Source organism: Paenibacillus lacisoli (assembly GCF_030580655.1).
Classification (GTDB): domain Bacteria; phylum Bacillota; class Bacilli; order Paenibacillales; family Paenibacillaceae; genus Paenibacillus; species Paenibacillus lacisoli.
The window spans coordinates 25245-41121 of the sequence record NZ_JAUQTB010000006.1 but is presented as its reverse complement, the minus strand read 5'-3'; the positions used below and the strand labels follow the sequence as shown (position 1 = coordinate 41121).

The 15877-nt window shown below is 51.4% G+C and carries 17 protein-coding genes and 1 pseudogene; 7 read left to right on the top strand and 11 right to left on the bottom strand.

Annotated features, from left to right (window positions below; all coding sequences use genetic code 11):
* Nucleotides 1-10: 10 nt before the first annotated feature.
* The 7 genes from Q5741_RS12130 to Q5741_RS12100 form a co-directional block, all read right to left on the bottom strand.
* On the bottom strand, nt 11-1234 hold the full coding sequence (locus Q5741_RS12130) for a response regulator transcription factor (RefSeq protein WP_305024355.1): 1224 nt from the start codon (nt 1232-1234) through the stop codon (nt 11-13).
* The gene (locus tag Q5741_RS12125; RefSeq protein ID WP_305024354.1) at nt 1231-3165 is read right to left on the bottom strand and encodes a cache domain-containing sensor histidine kinase; all 1935 of its coding nucleotides are present in this window, start codon (nt 3163-3165) and stop codon (nt 1231-1233) included. Before Q5741_RS12125 ends, Q5741_RS12130 begins: the two co-directional genes overlap by 4 nt.
* Nucleotides 3155-4162, bottom strand: coding sequence for a substrate-binding domain-containing protein (locus Q5741_RS12120; protein WP_305024353.1), 1008 nt, complete (start codon nt 4160-4162; stop codon nt 3155-3157). The genes Q5741_RS12125 and Q5741_RS12120 overlap by 11 nt, the downstream gene beginning before the upstream one ends.
* A gap of 372 nt (nt 4163-4534) precedes the next feature.
* On the bottom strand, nt 4535-5446 hold the full coding sequence (locus tag Q5741_RS12115) for a sugar phosphate isomerase/epimerase (protein ID WP_305024352.1): 912 nt from the start codon (nt 5444-5446) through the stop codon (nt 4535-4537).
* Nucleotides 5447-5452: 6 nt separating this feature from the next.
* Entirely contained in the window at nt 5453-6013 is a 561-nt protein-coding gene (locus Q5741_RS12110; protein ID WP_305024351.1) for a GNAT family N-acetyltransferase, read from the bottom strand.
* A 4-nt stretch (nt 6014-6017) separates the two neighbouring features.
* Nucleotides 6018-6665 (bottom strand): HD domain-containing protein, encoded by a 648-nt coding sequence (locus tag Q5741_RS12105; protein ID WP_305024350.1) that lies wholly within the window; start codon nt 6663-6665, stop codon nt 6018-6020.
* Between the two features lie 159 nt (nt 6666-6824).
* Entirely contained in the window at nt 6825-7313 is a 489-nt protein-coding gene (locus Q5741_RS12100; protein ID WP_305024349.1) for a hypothetical protein, read from the bottom strand.
* A gap of 249 nt (nt 7314-7562) precedes the next feature.
* Between Q5741_RS12100 and Q5741_RS12095 the strand changes: the two genes are divergently transcribed.
* Complete coding sequence (locus Q5741_RS12095; protein WP_305024348.1) at nt 7563-8507, top strand: class 1 isoprenoid biosynthesis enzyme; 945 nt, start codon at nt 7563-7565, stop codon at nt 8505-8507.
* Nucleotides 8508-8593: 86 nt separating this feature from the next.
* Nucleotides 8594-8833, top strand: a complete 240-nt coding sequence (locus tag Q5741_RS12090) for an NHLP leader peptide family RiPP precursor (RefSeq protein WP_305024537.1) — start codon at nt 8594-8596, stop codon at nt 8831-8833.
* 83 nt (nt 8834-8916) lie between these two features.
* Here Q5741_RS12090 and Q5741_RS12085 read toward each other — a convergent pair whose 3' ends face one another.
* Together Q5741_RS12085 and Q5741_RS12080 are read right to left on the bottom strand one after the other, a co-directional pair.
* On the bottom strand, nt 8917-10806 hold the full coding sequence (locus Q5741_RS12085; protein WP_407074356.1) for an ATP-binding protein: 1890 nt from the start codon (nt 10804-10806) through the stop codon (nt 8917-8919).
* Nucleotides 10807-10926: 120 nt separating this feature from the next.
* Nucleotides 10927-11214, bottom strand: a complete 288-nt coding sequence (locus tag Q5741_RS12080) for a hypothetical protein (protein ID WP_305024346.1) — start codon at nt 11212-11214, stop codon at nt 10927-10929.
* Between the two features lie 201 nt (nt 11215-11415).
* Here Q5741_RS12080 and Q5741_RS12075 point away from each other — a divergent pair, with 201 nt between their 5' ends.
* Nucleotides 11416-11727: a hypothetical protein gene (locus tag Q5741_RS12075; RefSeq protein WP_305024345.1), complete on the top strand. Its 312-nt coding sequence runs from the start codon at nt 11416-11418 to the stop codon at nt 11725-11727.
* Nucleotides 11728-11911: 184 nt separating this feature from the next.
* Here the strand turns inward: Q5741_RS12075 and Q5741_RS12070 are convergent, their stop codons facing one another.
* Nucleotides 11912-12700 (bottom strand): general stress protein, encoded by a 789-nt coding sequence (locus Q5741_RS12070; RefSeq protein ID WP_407074352.1) that lies wholly within the window; start codon nt 12698-12700, stop codon nt 11912-11914.
* Between the two features lie 204 nt (nt 12701-12904).
* On the opposite strand from Q5741_RS12070, the gene Q5741_RS12065 reads away from it, so the two are divergent.
* The 4 genes from Q5741_RS12065 (at nt 12905) to Q5741_RS12050 (ending at nt 15381) form a co-directional block, all read left to right on the top strand.
* Nucleotides 12905-13189, top strand: coding sequence for a hypothetical protein (locus tag Q5741_RS12065; protein WP_305024344.1), 285 nt, complete (start codon nt 12905-12907; stop codon nt 13187-13189).
* Complete coding sequence (locus Q5741_RS12060) at nt 13189-13404, top strand: hypothetical protein (protein WP_305024343.1); 216 nt, start codon at nt 13189-13191, stop codon at nt 13402-13404. Before Q5741_RS12065 ends, Q5741_RS12060 begins: the two co-directional genes overlap by 1 nt.
* A 194-nt stretch (nt 13405-13598) precedes the next feature.
* A complete protein-coding gene (frlD, locus tag Q5741_RS12055; RefSeq protein ID WP_305024342.1) occupies nt 13599-14378 on the top strand; it encodes a fructoselysine 6-kinase in 780 nt (259 codons plus the stop codon).
* A gap of 274 nt (nt 14379-14652) precedes the next feature.
* Nucleotides 14653-15381, top strand: a complete 729-nt coding sequence (locus Q5741_RS12050; protein ID WP_305024341.1) for a UTRA domain-containing protein — start codon at nt 14653-14655, stop codon at nt 15379-15381.
* An 86-nt stretch (nt 15382-15467) separates the two neighbouring features.
* On the opposite strand, the pseudogene Q5741_RS12045 reads toward Q5741_RS12050, so the two are convergent.
* Nucleotides 15468-15794: pseudogene (locus Q5741_RS12045) on the bottom strand (GNAT family N-acetyltransferase); the annotation flags it as partial.
* Nucleotides 15795-15877: the final 83 nt, after the last annotated feature.

Sequence of the window (15877 nt, the reverse complement as noted above, 5' to 3'; positions counted from 1 at the left end):
AATATGAGAATCAATCCTCAATTTGGAAGGCGGCCCCCTTGCGATACTGATTGGGGGAGACTCCCACGACCTTCTTGAACGCTGTGCTGAAATAATGCTGGCTCTCATACCCCACCTGCTCGGCAATCTCATGAATGCTGCAGCTCGTTGAATTCAGAAGCTGGATAGCCCGGCGGATCCGCGTCTGGGTTACAAAGGTGACAAAGGAAGATCCCAGCTCCTTCTTCAGCACCCGGCTCAAATAAACCGGTGACACCTGCAGCTCTGCAGCAAAAGCCTCCAGGGTCAATTCAGGACTGCTATAGTACTCCAGCAGCAGCTGTCTTGCGCGCCGGGCGAGCGGTGACAGCTGCGACTCCCGGTAGACGTGCTCCCGGCAGGAACGGTAGACCGCAGCGGCAGCAGGCAGCTCTCCCTGAATCGGCTCCAGATATACCTGCACCGTGACCTTGAGATACTGCTGGACATTGCGTTCAATCTCGGCGGCTGCCGCTTCCGGAACAGCGTCCCACAGCACGATGCATACCATGTCCTGCGGATCGCGAAACATGACATGCCGGTAAGGTTGGAGCAGCTCTTCCGCGATATTCTCAATCGCGAACAGAAAGAGCTGCCGGTCTCCCTCCGAGGTCAGAGGCTGAGGCATGGACATCTCCGGCCAGCGGATGACCCCAAACTGCTGTGGGCAGGAGACAGGCAGCTTCAGGAATTCCAGCTGCTCTCCAATCTCTGCGGGGGTCAGCTGCCCCTCAATCCAGTCCTTGCAGAAACGGTCCCGCAGCAGCGGAATATTTCGGTTCAGCTGCACAGACGCCTTCTCCAGGTACTCCTTCTGGAGCTGCATGTTGTCCAGTTCATCCTTCACATGAGACAGCACCTGGCGCAGATGGTCCGCGTTGACCGGCTTCAGAATGTAATCTTCCACCCCCAGCCGGATCGCCTCCTGCGCATAGGCAAATTCATCATGTCCCGTGATGATCACGAACCGGCAGTCCGGGAGCTCAATTCGCAGCCTTTTCATCAGACCAATCCCATCCAGAAACGGCATATTCATATCGACCAGCAGCACATCCATGCCGTCGCGGACGGCAAGCTCCAGCGCTTCCTCCCCATCCTCGGCCTCGTGAATCACCTCCATGCCCAGTTCGGTCCAGTCTACGGCATCTCGGATGCCTTCACGGATAATAGGCTCATCATCAGCAATCATTACCCTGTAGGGTGCCCTGTTTGTCATGATTCCGTCTCCTCTCCCCGCTCCTCTGCCATCTCTTTCAGCAGCGGATGTGTAATCGTTACTTGCGTCCCTTCCCCTTCACGGCTCTTCAATTCAATACCGTAATCATCCCCAAAGGCCAGCCGGATGCGCGCCTGGACATTCAACATGCCGTAACTGCGGCCGTTTTTGTCGATTCCATTCGCCTGCATTTCTATGGCCTGCAGTGGTTCCCGCAGCTTCTCACGCAGCTCCTTCAGCCGTTCCTCCGTCATACCGGCACCGTTATCCCGAACGGTCAGATACAGCCGGTCTTCGGTCTGCCGGACAGAGATCTGGATATGGCCGGGGCCCCGCCTTGCCTTGATGCCATGATAAATTGCGTTCTCCACCACGGGCTGGAGCAGCAGCTTCAGGACAGGCAGCTCCCCCGTACCCGGTTCCTGCTCCAAAGAGAAGACCAATCGGTCTCTGTACCTCGTCTTCTGAATCTGAATATAGCTCTGAATATGCTGAATTTCATCGGCTAGCGGAATGATGTTCTCGCCCTTGCTCAGACCGATCCGGAACAACCGTGACAGCGCCTCCACCATGTCAGATACGTCATCTGCTCCTTTCCTGCGGGCCATCCAATGAATCGTATCCAGTGTGTTATAGAGAAAATGGGGCTTAATATGGGCCTGCAGACTACGCAGCTCGGCTTCACGCTTCTGCTTCTCCCGCAGCTCATTCAGCCGGATCAGCCGGCGGATCTGAATCAGCATCCGGTTGAAGCTGCGCCCCAGCATGCCCACTTCATCGTTCCGTCTGCCGCTGTAGCGGACCGTCAGATCTCCCGATTCTGCTGTCCGCATGAAGGACATCAGCTGGCGGATGGGTCCGGTGATGGACTGTGAGAGGAGCACAGACGCCGTCACCCCGATGAGTCCCACCATAAACAGGAAGCAGATCACGTAAAATTGAATCTGCCGGACCTCAAACGCAGACTCCCGAGTCTGAAAAACACCAACGGTCTGCCAGCCGGTGAAGCTGGATTTGCGGTATACCAGCTGCAGCTCTTTGCCGTCAACCTCACGGACCGCCGTACCGGATTCTGTCTGACCGAACCAGACCGGCGGCAGGCTGGATAGATAAGAACGCTCGGGGTTATAGATGGCATTGCCTTGATCATCTGTGACCATGAGATAACCGGTCTTCCCCAGCTTCACATCACGAGCCGCCTGGGCGATCGTGCGGAGCTTCAGATCAATCAGTACGACACCAAGCACCTTCCGGCTGTCCGGGTCCGTGATCGAACGTACAACGGATATCACTTCCTCATCCGCATAATTTACATGTGTCGTGATATTACGGCCGGAAGGATGGCCCATAATCGTAAATACCCCTTCCCGGGCTGCTGCTCTGCGATACCAGCTCTCCTTCGTCAGATTCTCATTCGTCCGCGCGTACATTTCATTACTGATGTAATCCCCGTTAGGATTAACCACTATAATCCCTGCAATCTCGGGATACAGGGTCGTAAACTCCTGCAGAAACTGCTTGATCCCATACAGCTGGTCATCCGCAGAAGAAGCTGAACCCGGCGGATACGCTGCTGCCTCACCGCGGCTGTCCCTGGAAGGTCCTCCGTCTGCATGGGTGCGCCCGGCAAGGAATTCGCGTATATTGTGGTCGAAACCAATCAGATAGGTCGTATTCTGGAGATTCTCCATATCGTTATCAAGGCTCTGGTTTACCTTCCCGATCAGCTGCAGTGTATTGGCGACGACCTGCTGGTCAACGACACGCTCCACTGTCCAGTTCACGAGCGATCCCAGAATGATGGAGGGCAGGATACCAATCAGCAGGAATAGAATCACCAGTTGATAACGCAGCTCCAGGCTGCCGGGACGGAGCCACTGGAGATGGCGCAGCCAGTCCGGCTTGCGGACCCGCTCGTACTTATTTTGCATAATAATCCGCCACATTTTCCCTGGTTACCACCGATATTCCAGTATCCACCCTCACCGGAAGAGGAGATACTTCGCCTGCACTCGTTGGAGCGGGGACGGTCAAACCATGATGTAGATGAAAGAGATACTGCAGCGACCAGTAGCCCATATTCCATGTGCCCTGCGCCATCGTTGCCGAGATCGTTCCATCACCGATCATATCGAGCGTTCCCTTGTTTGTATCAAAGCTGATAATCTTGAGCGGATTGCTGCGCGGTACTGCCTTGGCGGCTTCGCCGACGCCGGTTCCGCCGGTTGCCTCCGTCACGAAAATGCCGGCCAGATCCGGATAGGCCTTCAGCAGCTTCTCCACTTCATGCCGCGACACCCTCGCATCCCCTTTACCGTCTGCCACCTTAACTACCTTCATAGCCGGGTACCGTTCATGGACCGTATCTTCAAACCCCTTGGTTCGCTCATCATGATTCTGCATTCCGGGCAGCGTAATAATCGCCACCTGGCCTTCCCTGCTGGTGAGCTGTGCCATCTTCTCCGCAGCTGTTACACCAGCGTTGTAATTATTCGTACCGAGGAAGGAATAAGCCCGGCTGCCCGGTGCATCCGCATCAAAGAGTACAACCGGAATACCGGCAGCCACCGCCTTATCAATCATCGGCGTCAGGGCTGCCGGGTCAATCGCCGATAGGGCAATACCGGCCGGTTTCTTCGCAATAATCTGCTCCAGCACGGTCATCTGTTCCTGTACGTCATACTGGGTTGCGCCGCGGTATTCCACCGAGACCCCTAACTTTTCAGCCCCATCCTCAAAGCCTTTCAGACAGCTCTTCCAGTATTCCAGGCCGGATTGGAAGGTAACCATGACATAGTTCTCGGCAATATCCCCCTGCAGTCCGCGGCTGTCCCATGCGTTCACTTCCGATTGCTGGGAATAGTAGCGGAAGACATAAATCATAAAAATACTGATGATGACGATATAAATAAGCAGCATCTTTTTCATGGAGTCCCGTTTCCCCTCTTCAGATCAGATCTTTATATGTAACCGGATTCATATTTGGACTGAATATAGTTTATACAAAAACAAGAACTTGTGAAACACCTGATGGTAAAAGCCGTTATGCCCTTGACCTGCAACCTTCTTAGCGGAATACCGTCTAGTGGACATACAAGGAGGGAGAGGCATGTAACTACTCGTCCCCTGATGCTGGTGCTTCTCGTCTGTACGGCTGTTAGCGTCTGCTCGAGCACACAAGAAATTCCGCACCTCATTCAATTTATCTATTCATCTCCTTTTGGTCCTTATTGCCCTTTGTAGCCCGAAATGCTATTAGGAAGAAAAACGAGCTGACAGCAGCCAAAAAAGACCACTGCATCAGCGGTCCTCCGTCATCACTCGTTCCCATATTTCCTGAATCCAGGTATAGCATATTTCCAGTTCGTCATCCGTAATCCGGTCGGAGCGGTGCTCATACAACACACGCACAGCCGGATTGACCTTGAAGATCATACGCAGATACTCCTCAACCGGGGCCCAGCCCTCTTCAGGGGACAGCTGCGGAAGTGCCGGATGGTGTCTGTACTCCTGACTCTCCTGTATCCGCACATTCGCCAAATGAACTACCTCTGCGTAAGAGGCATAATTCCTTATAAAGCTGATAGCATCAAAATTCGGATCTACTCGTGCCTGCAAATAAATCCGCGATATATCGAGGCAAATCCGAATCCTCGGATAATGATCCAGCAGCTCCCTCACCCAGTCTGAAGCATACACATACCGGTTAACAGCATCAAACTCCAGTACAGGTATAAAATGATATTGTTCGCTCTGCCGGGATAACCAGTTGAAGAGAAATTCACTGCGCTCCTTAAAGTCAGTTAAGGACATCTCCCCCTCCCTGATGTATTCCCGTTCATCACTAAAGCTCCAGATCCCCCAATTCACCCGCTCATCAAGGATAACCGGCTTGGGATAATGGAACAGGACATAGTCTGGAGCGAGCCTTTGCATATACTCCAGTTCCCGCCGGACGAGTGCGTAGGCCTCTTCACGCACATGAAGATCAGCAGCAAGGAATAGTGCATCTCTCATATCAGACATTCCGGCTCGCAGCGGAAAATGGACCCCAACATGAATGCCCCGCTGCTCCTTTTCCATGATCAGCCGTTCCACATCTTCTTCCCCTGCGAGCAGACAGGCCTCAATTCCATGAAAATCCGGCCGGAAATCCCTTCGGTACTTCTCTTCATCAAAAAAGCCATATTGTCCGATCATCCATCTGGCCACTCGGTATCACTCCCGGTCTTTCAGATACAGCTCCTCCCATTCAGGCAGAAGGATGCCCATATTAATACGATCTACCCTCTCACCGTCACGGTGCACAGCAGCCCGTGATCTTCCTTCATGCTTGAAGCCCGCTTTCTCGTACGCACGGATGCCTTTATCGTTGTATTCAATGACATCCAGTCCGACCCGGTACAGATTCATCTCCTGAAAAGCATAACGCAGCATCAGCCTTACCGCCTCTGTCCCGTATCCCTTGCCCCGGTTGCAAGCTTCGCCGATCCCAATGGCCAGCATTCCGCAGCGATTATTCCATTCAATGCTGTGAATAGCCACAAAGCCGATCAGCTCATCTGCATCCAGTGTTCGGAGTCGGAAGTAAACCTCCTTGCTCCCCACACTCATTCCTTCTTCTTCCAGCTGCTTAAGAGAAAGGGGCACAGCCAGGTCCGTATCTACATTGCGCAAATACTCTGAATCCTCCTGCCACCGGGCCATCACCTCAGCGTCTTCTTCACGGGGAACACTCATCTTCAGATTACTGCCAACAAAGAGATTCGTTAAAGCCATCCCATCAACTCCTTAAGTTCTCGCCATTCCACTCCGCATAAAATTGTGTCAAAAACTGTTCCATAAACTGATGACGCTGCTCGGCCAAGTCCCGGCCAAAGTCCGTATTCATCTTGTCCTTCAGCAGCAGCAGCTTTTCATAAAAATGATAAATGGTCGATTTGCTGCCGGCACGGTAATCCAGCTCCGAGAAGTCCTGATCCGGTACATGCAGCGGACGTGCCTTTGCTCCGCCGTATGCAAACGCTCTTGCGATGCCTACTGCACCAATCGCATCCAGCCGATCCGCATCCTGAACGATCTGTCCTTCAATTGTATCCATTGGCGGATTTTTGCCACCGTTGAAAGACATCGTAGAGATAATAGTCATCATATGCTCCATTGCCTGTTCTTCAACTTGGTGGGTGTTCAGCCAACCCCTTACCTTTGCCAAGCCTTCCTCCTTGGAGGGATTCAGCTTCTCATCGGCTACATCATGCAGCAGTGCCGCCAGCTCAACAATAAAGGCATCCGCATCAGGATAACGGGACGCCAACAGCATGGCTGTGTTCCTTACACGGACAATGTGCCACCAGTCATGCCCTGTAGTATCCCTGCCCAGCTCCTCCTGGACGAATAACTCTGCCTGTTGAATGATCTCATATGTATTCATTGCGTTCCCCCTCTGTATATGCTGCTTCTGTTATTGCCTGCGCCTGCACTTTCAGCATAGCCCGATATCTGCTGCTCTGCAATGACCCGGATTGAGATGGCAGCCTATTTGCATCCAAAAAAAGGCAGGACCATTCAATATGGTCCTGCCTCCCCGTTATTACTGCCCCGCGGAACCCGTTGAGGCCTTCCCCGGCTGATTGTGCCATACTCCAGGATGGGCTGGAGCTTTGCGGTTCACGAACCTCCGCAGATCCTCTGTCATCTTGTCCTTGATCTCGTTAATCAGCGCCTGCTCACTGATCCCCTTCGCTTTGGCGATTTCCGCCAGGGACTTGCCGGAATGCAGTTCACTCCGCAGCTGATCCGGTGTCATTTTAAGATACGCTGAAATCTGGTCCAGACTGAAGAATGCCCGCCCTCGGCGACGGCGTTGGTCTGAACGGGTTCCTCTGGTTTCATCCCCATCACGGCGCTGAAGTTCAGTAGACTCCTTCTCCAAAGCTGGATTGGACAAGTGAGGTGCAAGTACCACAGCCGCAGACTCTTCATACGATGCCGAAGCCGCGGCTTGAACCGTTCCGCATGCAAGTGACAGAGACATCATACCTAAGCCAAGCGCCGCAGGGATTATTTTACTTTTTTTCATTCATAGACAGCTCCTTACTCATGATTGTATGCCGGTATTTTCATCGCTCCTTAGGTTTAGCCAGTTTTGGTCGATTTATGCATCTCTCTTGCAACGATTCGACAGCCTTTAACAACTGGTTGTCGTAAACTATATTTATATTTAATGCTCATCCCAGCCAGCCCATATACCTTTCAGCCCTCTGGTTCTCCCTCTTCCTAAGAGCAGGCATGGCATGAGCCCATCTTATTAGAATGGTGAGTGATGCACATGAAATGGTTTACACCCTATCAGACAGAACTGGCAGGGATTTATGCGGAAGCCGGGCAGCGAATCTCCCTCTTTCCGTCCCCATTGAATGACCTGGGAATCAGGTATCTGGATCGGTTCAATCCGCTGCTGGAGGACAGCATTAACAATTATATTTGTTACCTGCTCCCGTTATGGATGCAAGATGCCTCCTCTTCGGATTCCATTCCCCCCGATACCTACCGCCAATTGTCCATCGGCAACGTATTTCTCATGCTTCATTATTTCATTCTGGATGATCTGATGGACACCCGTCCCGAAGCTTGGCGGGAGCAAATTGGGCTGGGAACCATGATGTATGACGAATGTCTCGCCATCTATCGTGCCAGGTTCCCTGACAACCCGCTGGTGTGGGAATATCTGCGCGAATACACACGGGATTGGGCTGAAGCCATCGTCAGGGAGACGCAGGCAGATCCCTTTATGTCAGAGCCTTTTAATGTGGCCTGCAAGGCAGCGCCAATTAAGATCGCGTCTACCTCCGTCCTTTTGCTGCGTGGACAGCGGGAAGAAATTGCTTCCTTCTCTTCCTATGTAGATGCTGTGCTGCTCGCCCTGCAGATGGCGGATGACTGGTCAGACTGGGAAGAAGACCTCGTCCACAACAGCTATAACTGCCTGCTCTCATTCATCAGGCATGAGTACGGAATGGCTCACCAGGAGCAGCTGACCCGGCAGCAGGTGGAAGAAGCGATCTATACAACCTGTATCCTCAACCGATATGTGGAGCGCGGCAGGGATTTGATTCGTACGGTACCTGTTCCCTTGACCTTTGCACCCCATCTTGCTGATTTCGGTGAAGCTATTTTCCAGGGTCTCCAGCAGGACGCTGATCTGATTCTGGAAGAGAGGCAGCGGCTGCTGCGGGCAGGCGGACTTCAATATTTTATAGAAAAGAATGTATAAATTGGATAGATAATACGGGTTGTCCATGCTATATTTGATACGTAACGTATCCTAATAAAACAAGGGTAAGGTGATCGTGGATGGCTATGACTGCAGAAGGAGTATTACAAACGCAATTGATCCAAAAGGCTTGGGAAGATCCGACATTCCGGCAAAAACTGATTGAAGATCCCAAATCGGCAATCAAGGAAGTGCTGGGTGTCATCATTCCCGACCATATCAAACTGCGTACCGTTGAGGAGTCCCCGGACGAATTTTATCTGGTCATTCCCCCGAGTCCTGCCAGCATGATCGTCACTACCGAGAAATCCAAATTAATGTGGTAAGCACTTGATTCGGTAATTCAAGCCCCAAGGAGTGGGACAAGGCCCCTTTCTCTGCAGCCCGGCAGCACAAAAAAGCCGGATTTTCATCCGGCTGCAGGGAAACGGACAACGGCCTCGGTTCCCACTCCTTTTGCACTTGTGTAGCTGATCCGTCCCTTCATCGCTTCGATAATGCGGAAGGTAACCATCATTCCCAGGCCCGTACCCTTGGTTTTGTTAGAGAAATAAGGCTCGCCGAGATGAGACAGTTCACTGGCGCTCATGCCCTCCCCGTTATCCTGGATATGGATTACAATCTGCTCATTCTCCGCATAGGCCCAGATCCGGATTTCCCCTTCACGCTCCGGTCCAAACGCTTCAATGCTGTTCTTGATCATATTAATGAATGCCTGCTTGAACTTCGATGAATTGCCCTGTACCCGCAGTCCGTCCGGAATATTAAGGTAGATACGTCCACCCTCCAGACTGGCCATAGGGTTCAGGATTCCCTCAATATGCCGGAATTCATCGATGATGTTCAGAATAGACACCTGCTCGAACTCCGGCTTGGCAAAGGTCAGAAAATCGGTAATAATCTCGGACGCCCTATCCAGCTCCTCCAGTGCATATTTCAGATACCCTTTACCGTTATCGCTGTTCTGCTCATTCATCAGCTGCAGGAAACCGCGCGTCACCTGAAGCGGATTACGTACTTCATGGGCAACCGATGCAGCGAGATCGCTGATAATCTCCATTTTCTCTGAACGCTGAAGCTCGTTGTTGAACATCTCCAGTTCCTTGGAGTATTTCACAACCTGCTCATGCTTGTGTGCAAGCCGCCGTCCGAGAATAACAATCAAAGAAATCACGAACCCCACCATTCCCCATTTCCACAGTACAAAATGATAATGATCCTGAACGTAGAAGATCAGAAGCTCAATCATGCAGGCAAGTGCGAACAGGATAAATCCGAAAGTAAGAATCAGACCTTCTTTATTACCTTTGACCGCACTCCGAATGGTTCCTGAGACAATAATCAGCAGCATGAGTACAATCAGGATGCCGAGCGCTTTGACGCTGTACAGATAATAGGCATGATAATAGCGGTTCCCAGACAATGTATTAACAATCATGAACAGAATACCTGCCAGGGAATAGATCACCAGCATGTGACGGTACCATGTCAGGAGACGGAAAATCCCGATAATTTTCTCGAAAAATATCGTGAGCGACGGAAGCAGCACGAATAGGGAAACATCAAAAAGCGTGAGATAAATCTGGCCGTAATCTTTGTAGAATGTGAACAGAAATGGTGAATACGTCACAATCAGAATACCGATCGTTAAAATAACCAGGCTGAGAGACAACCAGATCGATAGGTTATCCCGGTTCAGAAAGATGGAGCAGAACAGCATAACGACAGCCGTAAGTATGAACGTACTCCCCATAATAATATCAGAGAGGTCCTGCCCCATGTATTGACTCAAGAGCGCCCCGTAGGTTCCGGCCTGAACAGAGCCTGTAATGCCAACCTCGCTGACATTGCTTTGCAGCCAGATCAGCAGTTCTGAGCCCTCCTCTTCCGGCTGCAGCGGCAGCAGAACCCGGTTCTGATCATAGTTATACGTCCGGTAAGACTCATAGACACTGCTCTTATCCTTGTAGATAATAATGCGTTTAGCCGTAATGTTGTTAAACAGCAGCGCCGGAGATGCCTCCCGCAGAACCGGGATCTTTACCCGGACCCAGGCGGAATCGACGTCCGCCGGCTTCGTCTTGTAGAACTCCTCGTGACTGCCGTCCACAGCCATCCAGGAGGTGCCGGGCATCCTCCCCAGCAAGCCGTCATCCTGTGGTACTCCCCACTTCATCTCCCAGGATGTTACCTGATGCTCCTGGGGGCCTGTGTCTGCTGAAGCCGGAAACGGGAACAGAACAAAGATACACATCAAGAACAGAATGAACGTTTTGACAGCCTTAGGCAGTCCGCTCATGTTTAGCACCCCGGAATAAGTGAAAATAGGTATTGGTTTCATACCGTTCTATATTCTAGACGCAAAGCGCTGTACCCTTCCAAATCGCATATGTTAGCTTTATACATGCACAGAAACACTTTATTTACGCAGTCTTTCATCCATAAACTGATTCTCAATCATTTCACGTTCCTTATGTTCAAGTTCTTCCCGGAAAGGGATCCATTCCGCACTCTCTTCATCTTCATAAATGGTCCATATATCCGAGAACAGATAGTCACGTATTTCTACCGGCTTGCCGTCGAGGATTCCCCCGATCCAGAACAGACCGTCCGGCCTGCGGACAGCTGTTCGTGAATGTCCGGCGGTGGAAGCCTTCTGGCCGATACGAATCGTCTGGAGCATGCCTCCAAGTGTCAGCCATTCCATGGCTTCAGCTCACTCCTTTTGTTGATGTGTACAAGCTGTCTTTTCATCCTTTTCCATTTTATAGTGCTCGGCGCTCTCCTACAATCCTTAATAATGCATTTATTGTACACCTTGGGCAAACAATACAATCGTTTAGCATGCTCCCGGTTTGGGTAAGGTCGAAGTAAGAGATGATTTTCATTGTATAAGGAGATGATCTGTATGGCTATTCAACCTAATCAAAATGAACTGCAAGCCTTCCCTTCCGATACAGCTTCCACCCCAGTGACAGACAGCACGCTGAACAATCCGGCGATCGACTTTGAGCCTTCCCTGGAGAATGCTGAGATCAATTGGGAAAATCTGACCGAAGGGCCCGATACACCATTTGAGGATGTCCCCGATGCAGATGCTATTGCGGTCAACTCGCCGGTAGACCCGTCAGCGCCTGCTGAACTTCTGCATGGAACAGATCTCCTCAATGGCTCGGATGGGGATGACGAATCCGTAGATAGTGATGACATTCTGGATTGATGAAGCTCCTTCCTCATCCACATGATTAACATGGCAGGGATTAAGGCAGGTCCTTTCGGGATCTGTCTTTTTTCATTACGCTCCAGCATCACCAAAAGCATGAGAAAAGAGCTGCTCTCTCTGCCCACAGGCAGGAAGAACAGCTCTTATTCAGCAGCCAGCGCTGCGGCCGCTGTTTCCCGGGTTATCGGCGGGTCTCATGGTCACTGCGTACACCGTACAGCCCCTCACCAGTCTGATTCGGATCCTTGGTATCCGGTGTGATTTCCTCATCCGTACGATCAGAAGGGTAGCGGATCGGAGCGATATTCGCTTCGCCGCTGCGGCTGGCGGAAGACTCCCTGTCCTGCGGCAGACGGCCGTCCAGTGCACGGGTGTCCAGCGTACGATCCTCGTTCAGCGGAGCATCCGCCGGAAGCCCCTGCTCTGCAGGCATCGCCGTTCCGTAATTCTGACCCTCTTCCACCAGATTATCCCGGTAGAACTGGGTATTCATCGCACCGTTGGTGCGGAACAGGTTCTGAACCTGGGTGCTGAGACCTTCATCTGCATCTACCAAGACCAGAATTTTGCCTTCACTCACATTCGTATCATACACCGAAGCCTCATCCTCAGGGATGCCAAGACCTACCAGTCCGCCTACCAAACCGCCGGCTCCGGCACCAACGGCTGCACCTGTCAGTACAGCTGCAATCGGACCGGCTGCCAGAATAGGCCCAATTCCCGGTATGGCCAATGCGCCAATTCCTGCGAGCAAGCCTGCGACTCCGCCGACTACACCGCCGGTTGCAGCTCCGGAGGCAACGCCTTCCGGGGCTTTCGTCCCTGTCTCTTCACTGAGATCAGCGACCTCTTGGCGATCCTTGGCAATGACAGAAATATCTTCAGTATGGAAGCCGTTCGTCTTCAAATCCTCAATGGCCCGGCTTGCCGCTTGTTCTGTATCAAAAACACCTACAATTTTCCGGTTCATATCCATCAGCCTCCTCTATTTAGTGAATCCTTATGTTGATATGACTTACTCGTTGTTTACCCGGGAACCCGAGAGCTCAAACGGTCACCCGGCTTCTCCTAAGACGTAACCTCCTGCCGTATTGAAAGGGATTGACATTTCTCATAACGGGTAAAAAGGAAGTAGAAAACGATTCACAGACTCATGGCAAAGGAGAGATGCAGCATGATGAAGGATCCAATGAGCGAAGCAGATAAAGCCTTTGAACGATATCAGAAAATGGGGATCAGTGAACCGGACGTCCAGATTCCTGATCATGATATGGAGAATGTCAGTACGGTGACCACTCAGGGAGTAAGTGAGGATGTCTCTGAAGAACGCTATATTGCCGAACGTCCGGTAAAATCAGCCCTGTCCGAGACGGTAAACAGCAGCGGAATCGGGGAGAACGCTGTGCCTGGGCCAGGCTCGCCGGAACCTGAGGAGCGGAAGAAAGGGAGGGATGATTAATGGGAACCCGTCCGACAGAACCCAATCCGAAGAACAGCGCGAAGTACGGTCATGGTGACGAGGAAGTGCAGGATCTTGTGACCGAGCGGGATACAGATCCGGAGTTTGGTCTTTTTAAAGAAGAATCATTTCCTCAGGCGCTGAAAGACAAAGACCAGAAGGCTGCGATGGAGCACGCCATTCCCAGGGAAAATCAACTGCATAAACCCTCATAATCTCCATAGGCCAGCATAAAGCCGGAAACCGTCACAAGGCGGTTTCCGGCTTTTATCTGCTTGCCATATCCATAACAAAAATGACCAACTGTTCAGCACAACTTTTTTATTGTACAATGCGGGAAGAATGCCGAATTATGTCGGCTCTCACTATCATATCTTTACCGAAATACCAAGTTTCCGAGGTGACACCCATGGTTATAGCATCAGTTGGTGATAATTGTATGGATCTCTATGAGAACGGCAGCCGGTTTCCCGGCGGGAATGCTGTTAACGTGGCCGTCTGGCTGTCCCGTCTGGGCAGCAGGGTCTCTTATACCGGTTGGATCGGCAGTGACGAAGAAGGTCAGGAACTTCTTAGACGTCTGTCAGGGAGCGGTATCGACCTTTCCCATATGTATACCGTAGAAGGCCGTACAGCTACCACTCAAGTGAACCTTATTCAAGGGGAACGGACAATGGGTGAATATCATCAAGGCGTCATGAGCCGGTTTAAACTAACGGAGGAGGACCTGTCTTTTTTATCCTCCCACCGGTGCATCCACTCTGTCGTCTGGGGACATTGTCATACTCACTTCCCCTATTGGAAGGAACGCGGACTGGATACCTCGTTTGACTTTTCTGACCGTTTTACTGACCCCTTGGTCAAGGAACTGGCTCCAGTTCTTGATTACGCCTTCTTTTCTTACAGCAAGGATGACAGTTACATTCGGAACTTTATGACTGAGATGTGCAATCATGGGACCCGAAATGTAATCGTCACTCTCGGGGCTAACGGCAGCATGGTGTACAATGGAAGACGCTTTATCAAACGGTCTGCGATTCAGACCGTCGTCGTGGACACCCTGGGGGCAGGTGACTCCTTTATCGCTGGCTACCTGCACGTCATGATGGCTGGAGGGTCTATCCGGATGGGGCTGGAGAAAGGCAGCCGCTGTGCAGCTGCAACGATCGGAAAATTAGGTGCCTGGTAGGGATGATGACGATCCCGGGTACCCGTGTGTCCTTTATTCAAACGCTCAAAATTCAATTTGGACCCAGAATACTGCAATACAAATAAATACGTGATAAAATAGCTCATATTTATTTGCAGTTTGCAACTCGATCAAGCCGCTCGCGTTTTGTGCAACTGCTTGCTTTTGAAGCTATGATGATAGTTCAAGTAACGGAATTGCTAAAATGCTGGTGTGAGCAAGTGCAGACTTCATGATGTATACTCATTACTTAATCGCACGAAGGAGGAACTTTATGTCCCCTAAATCTGCTCTCAAGCAGCCGTTATATGGCCAAATTCGCCAGAAAATTATTAATGATATCCATAACGGAACTTATGCCACCAATCAGAAAATTCCTACGGAGGCCGAGCTGTGCAAGCAGTATCAGGTAAGCCGGATCACGATTCGCAAAGCCGTAGAAGACCTCGTCAAGGACGGAAGACTGACGCCGATCCCCGGCAAAGGAACGTTCGTGACCGCCCCCAAGGTACATAACGAACTCGTGTCGGTCAGCGGCTTCGCTGAATTCAGCAGTCATCTCGGTGCCAAAAGCGATTCCCGAATCATCCGCAGCGCAGTCATCTCGGCTCCGCCTTCGATAGCAGAGCGCTTGGGCATTGAAGAAGGTGCCCCGGTATTCGAGCTGGAGCGTGTCATGTCGGTCAACGAACGGCCGCTGTTCCATGATGTGGCTCATTATTCGCTTGACCGTTTCCCCGGACTGGAGCTCAAAATTCAACCAGAAACGTCTACTTATTCCGTTCTCAAGCAGGACTACCATACTTTGATCACGAGCAATGACAAGCTGATTGACGTCGTTAGCGCAGATACCGTCATCGCATCCCATCTGGAATGTGACCCTGGCGCCATTCTGTTCCGCATTCAGAAGACCGCCTATGGCGAAGACAAAAGGCCTGTGCATCTCTCCACATTTATGTGCGAGACAAGCAAGGTCAGCCTGACGGTGCACAGTGATTCCTGATCGGTCCGGCAATTACAATAGATGCATTTGAATCATGAACAGCAATAAGCCCAACCGGTTACGGTTGGGCTTATTAGGCCATTGAACTACAGCGGCAGCAGATTTACATCCTTCTGGCTGTCCAGCTGCGCCACCATCTCGTTCCATGCCGCAGGCTTATTCGGCAGTACGGTATAATAGCGGCGCAGAAAAGCCGTGACAAGGGAGGAATCCAGCTGCTTCAGATTCTCATCTCCGGGCAGAAAGCACAGATTCAGGCCTTCGACAGCTTCTCCATCATTATTCCAGGACAGATGAACATACTCCAGATCCAGGCGTTTATATCCCATATGAGACAGTACTTCACGCCGCACATAAGGATCCATTGGCTTTACACCGCCAAACGGATGATCCAGAGAACGGTACGGGTCATAATGAGGACAAGAGCGGGCCGTGCGGACAGCTGCAGCATCATGATCATACAGACTAGAGTCCGCTAACGCGTCAAAGCTTTACT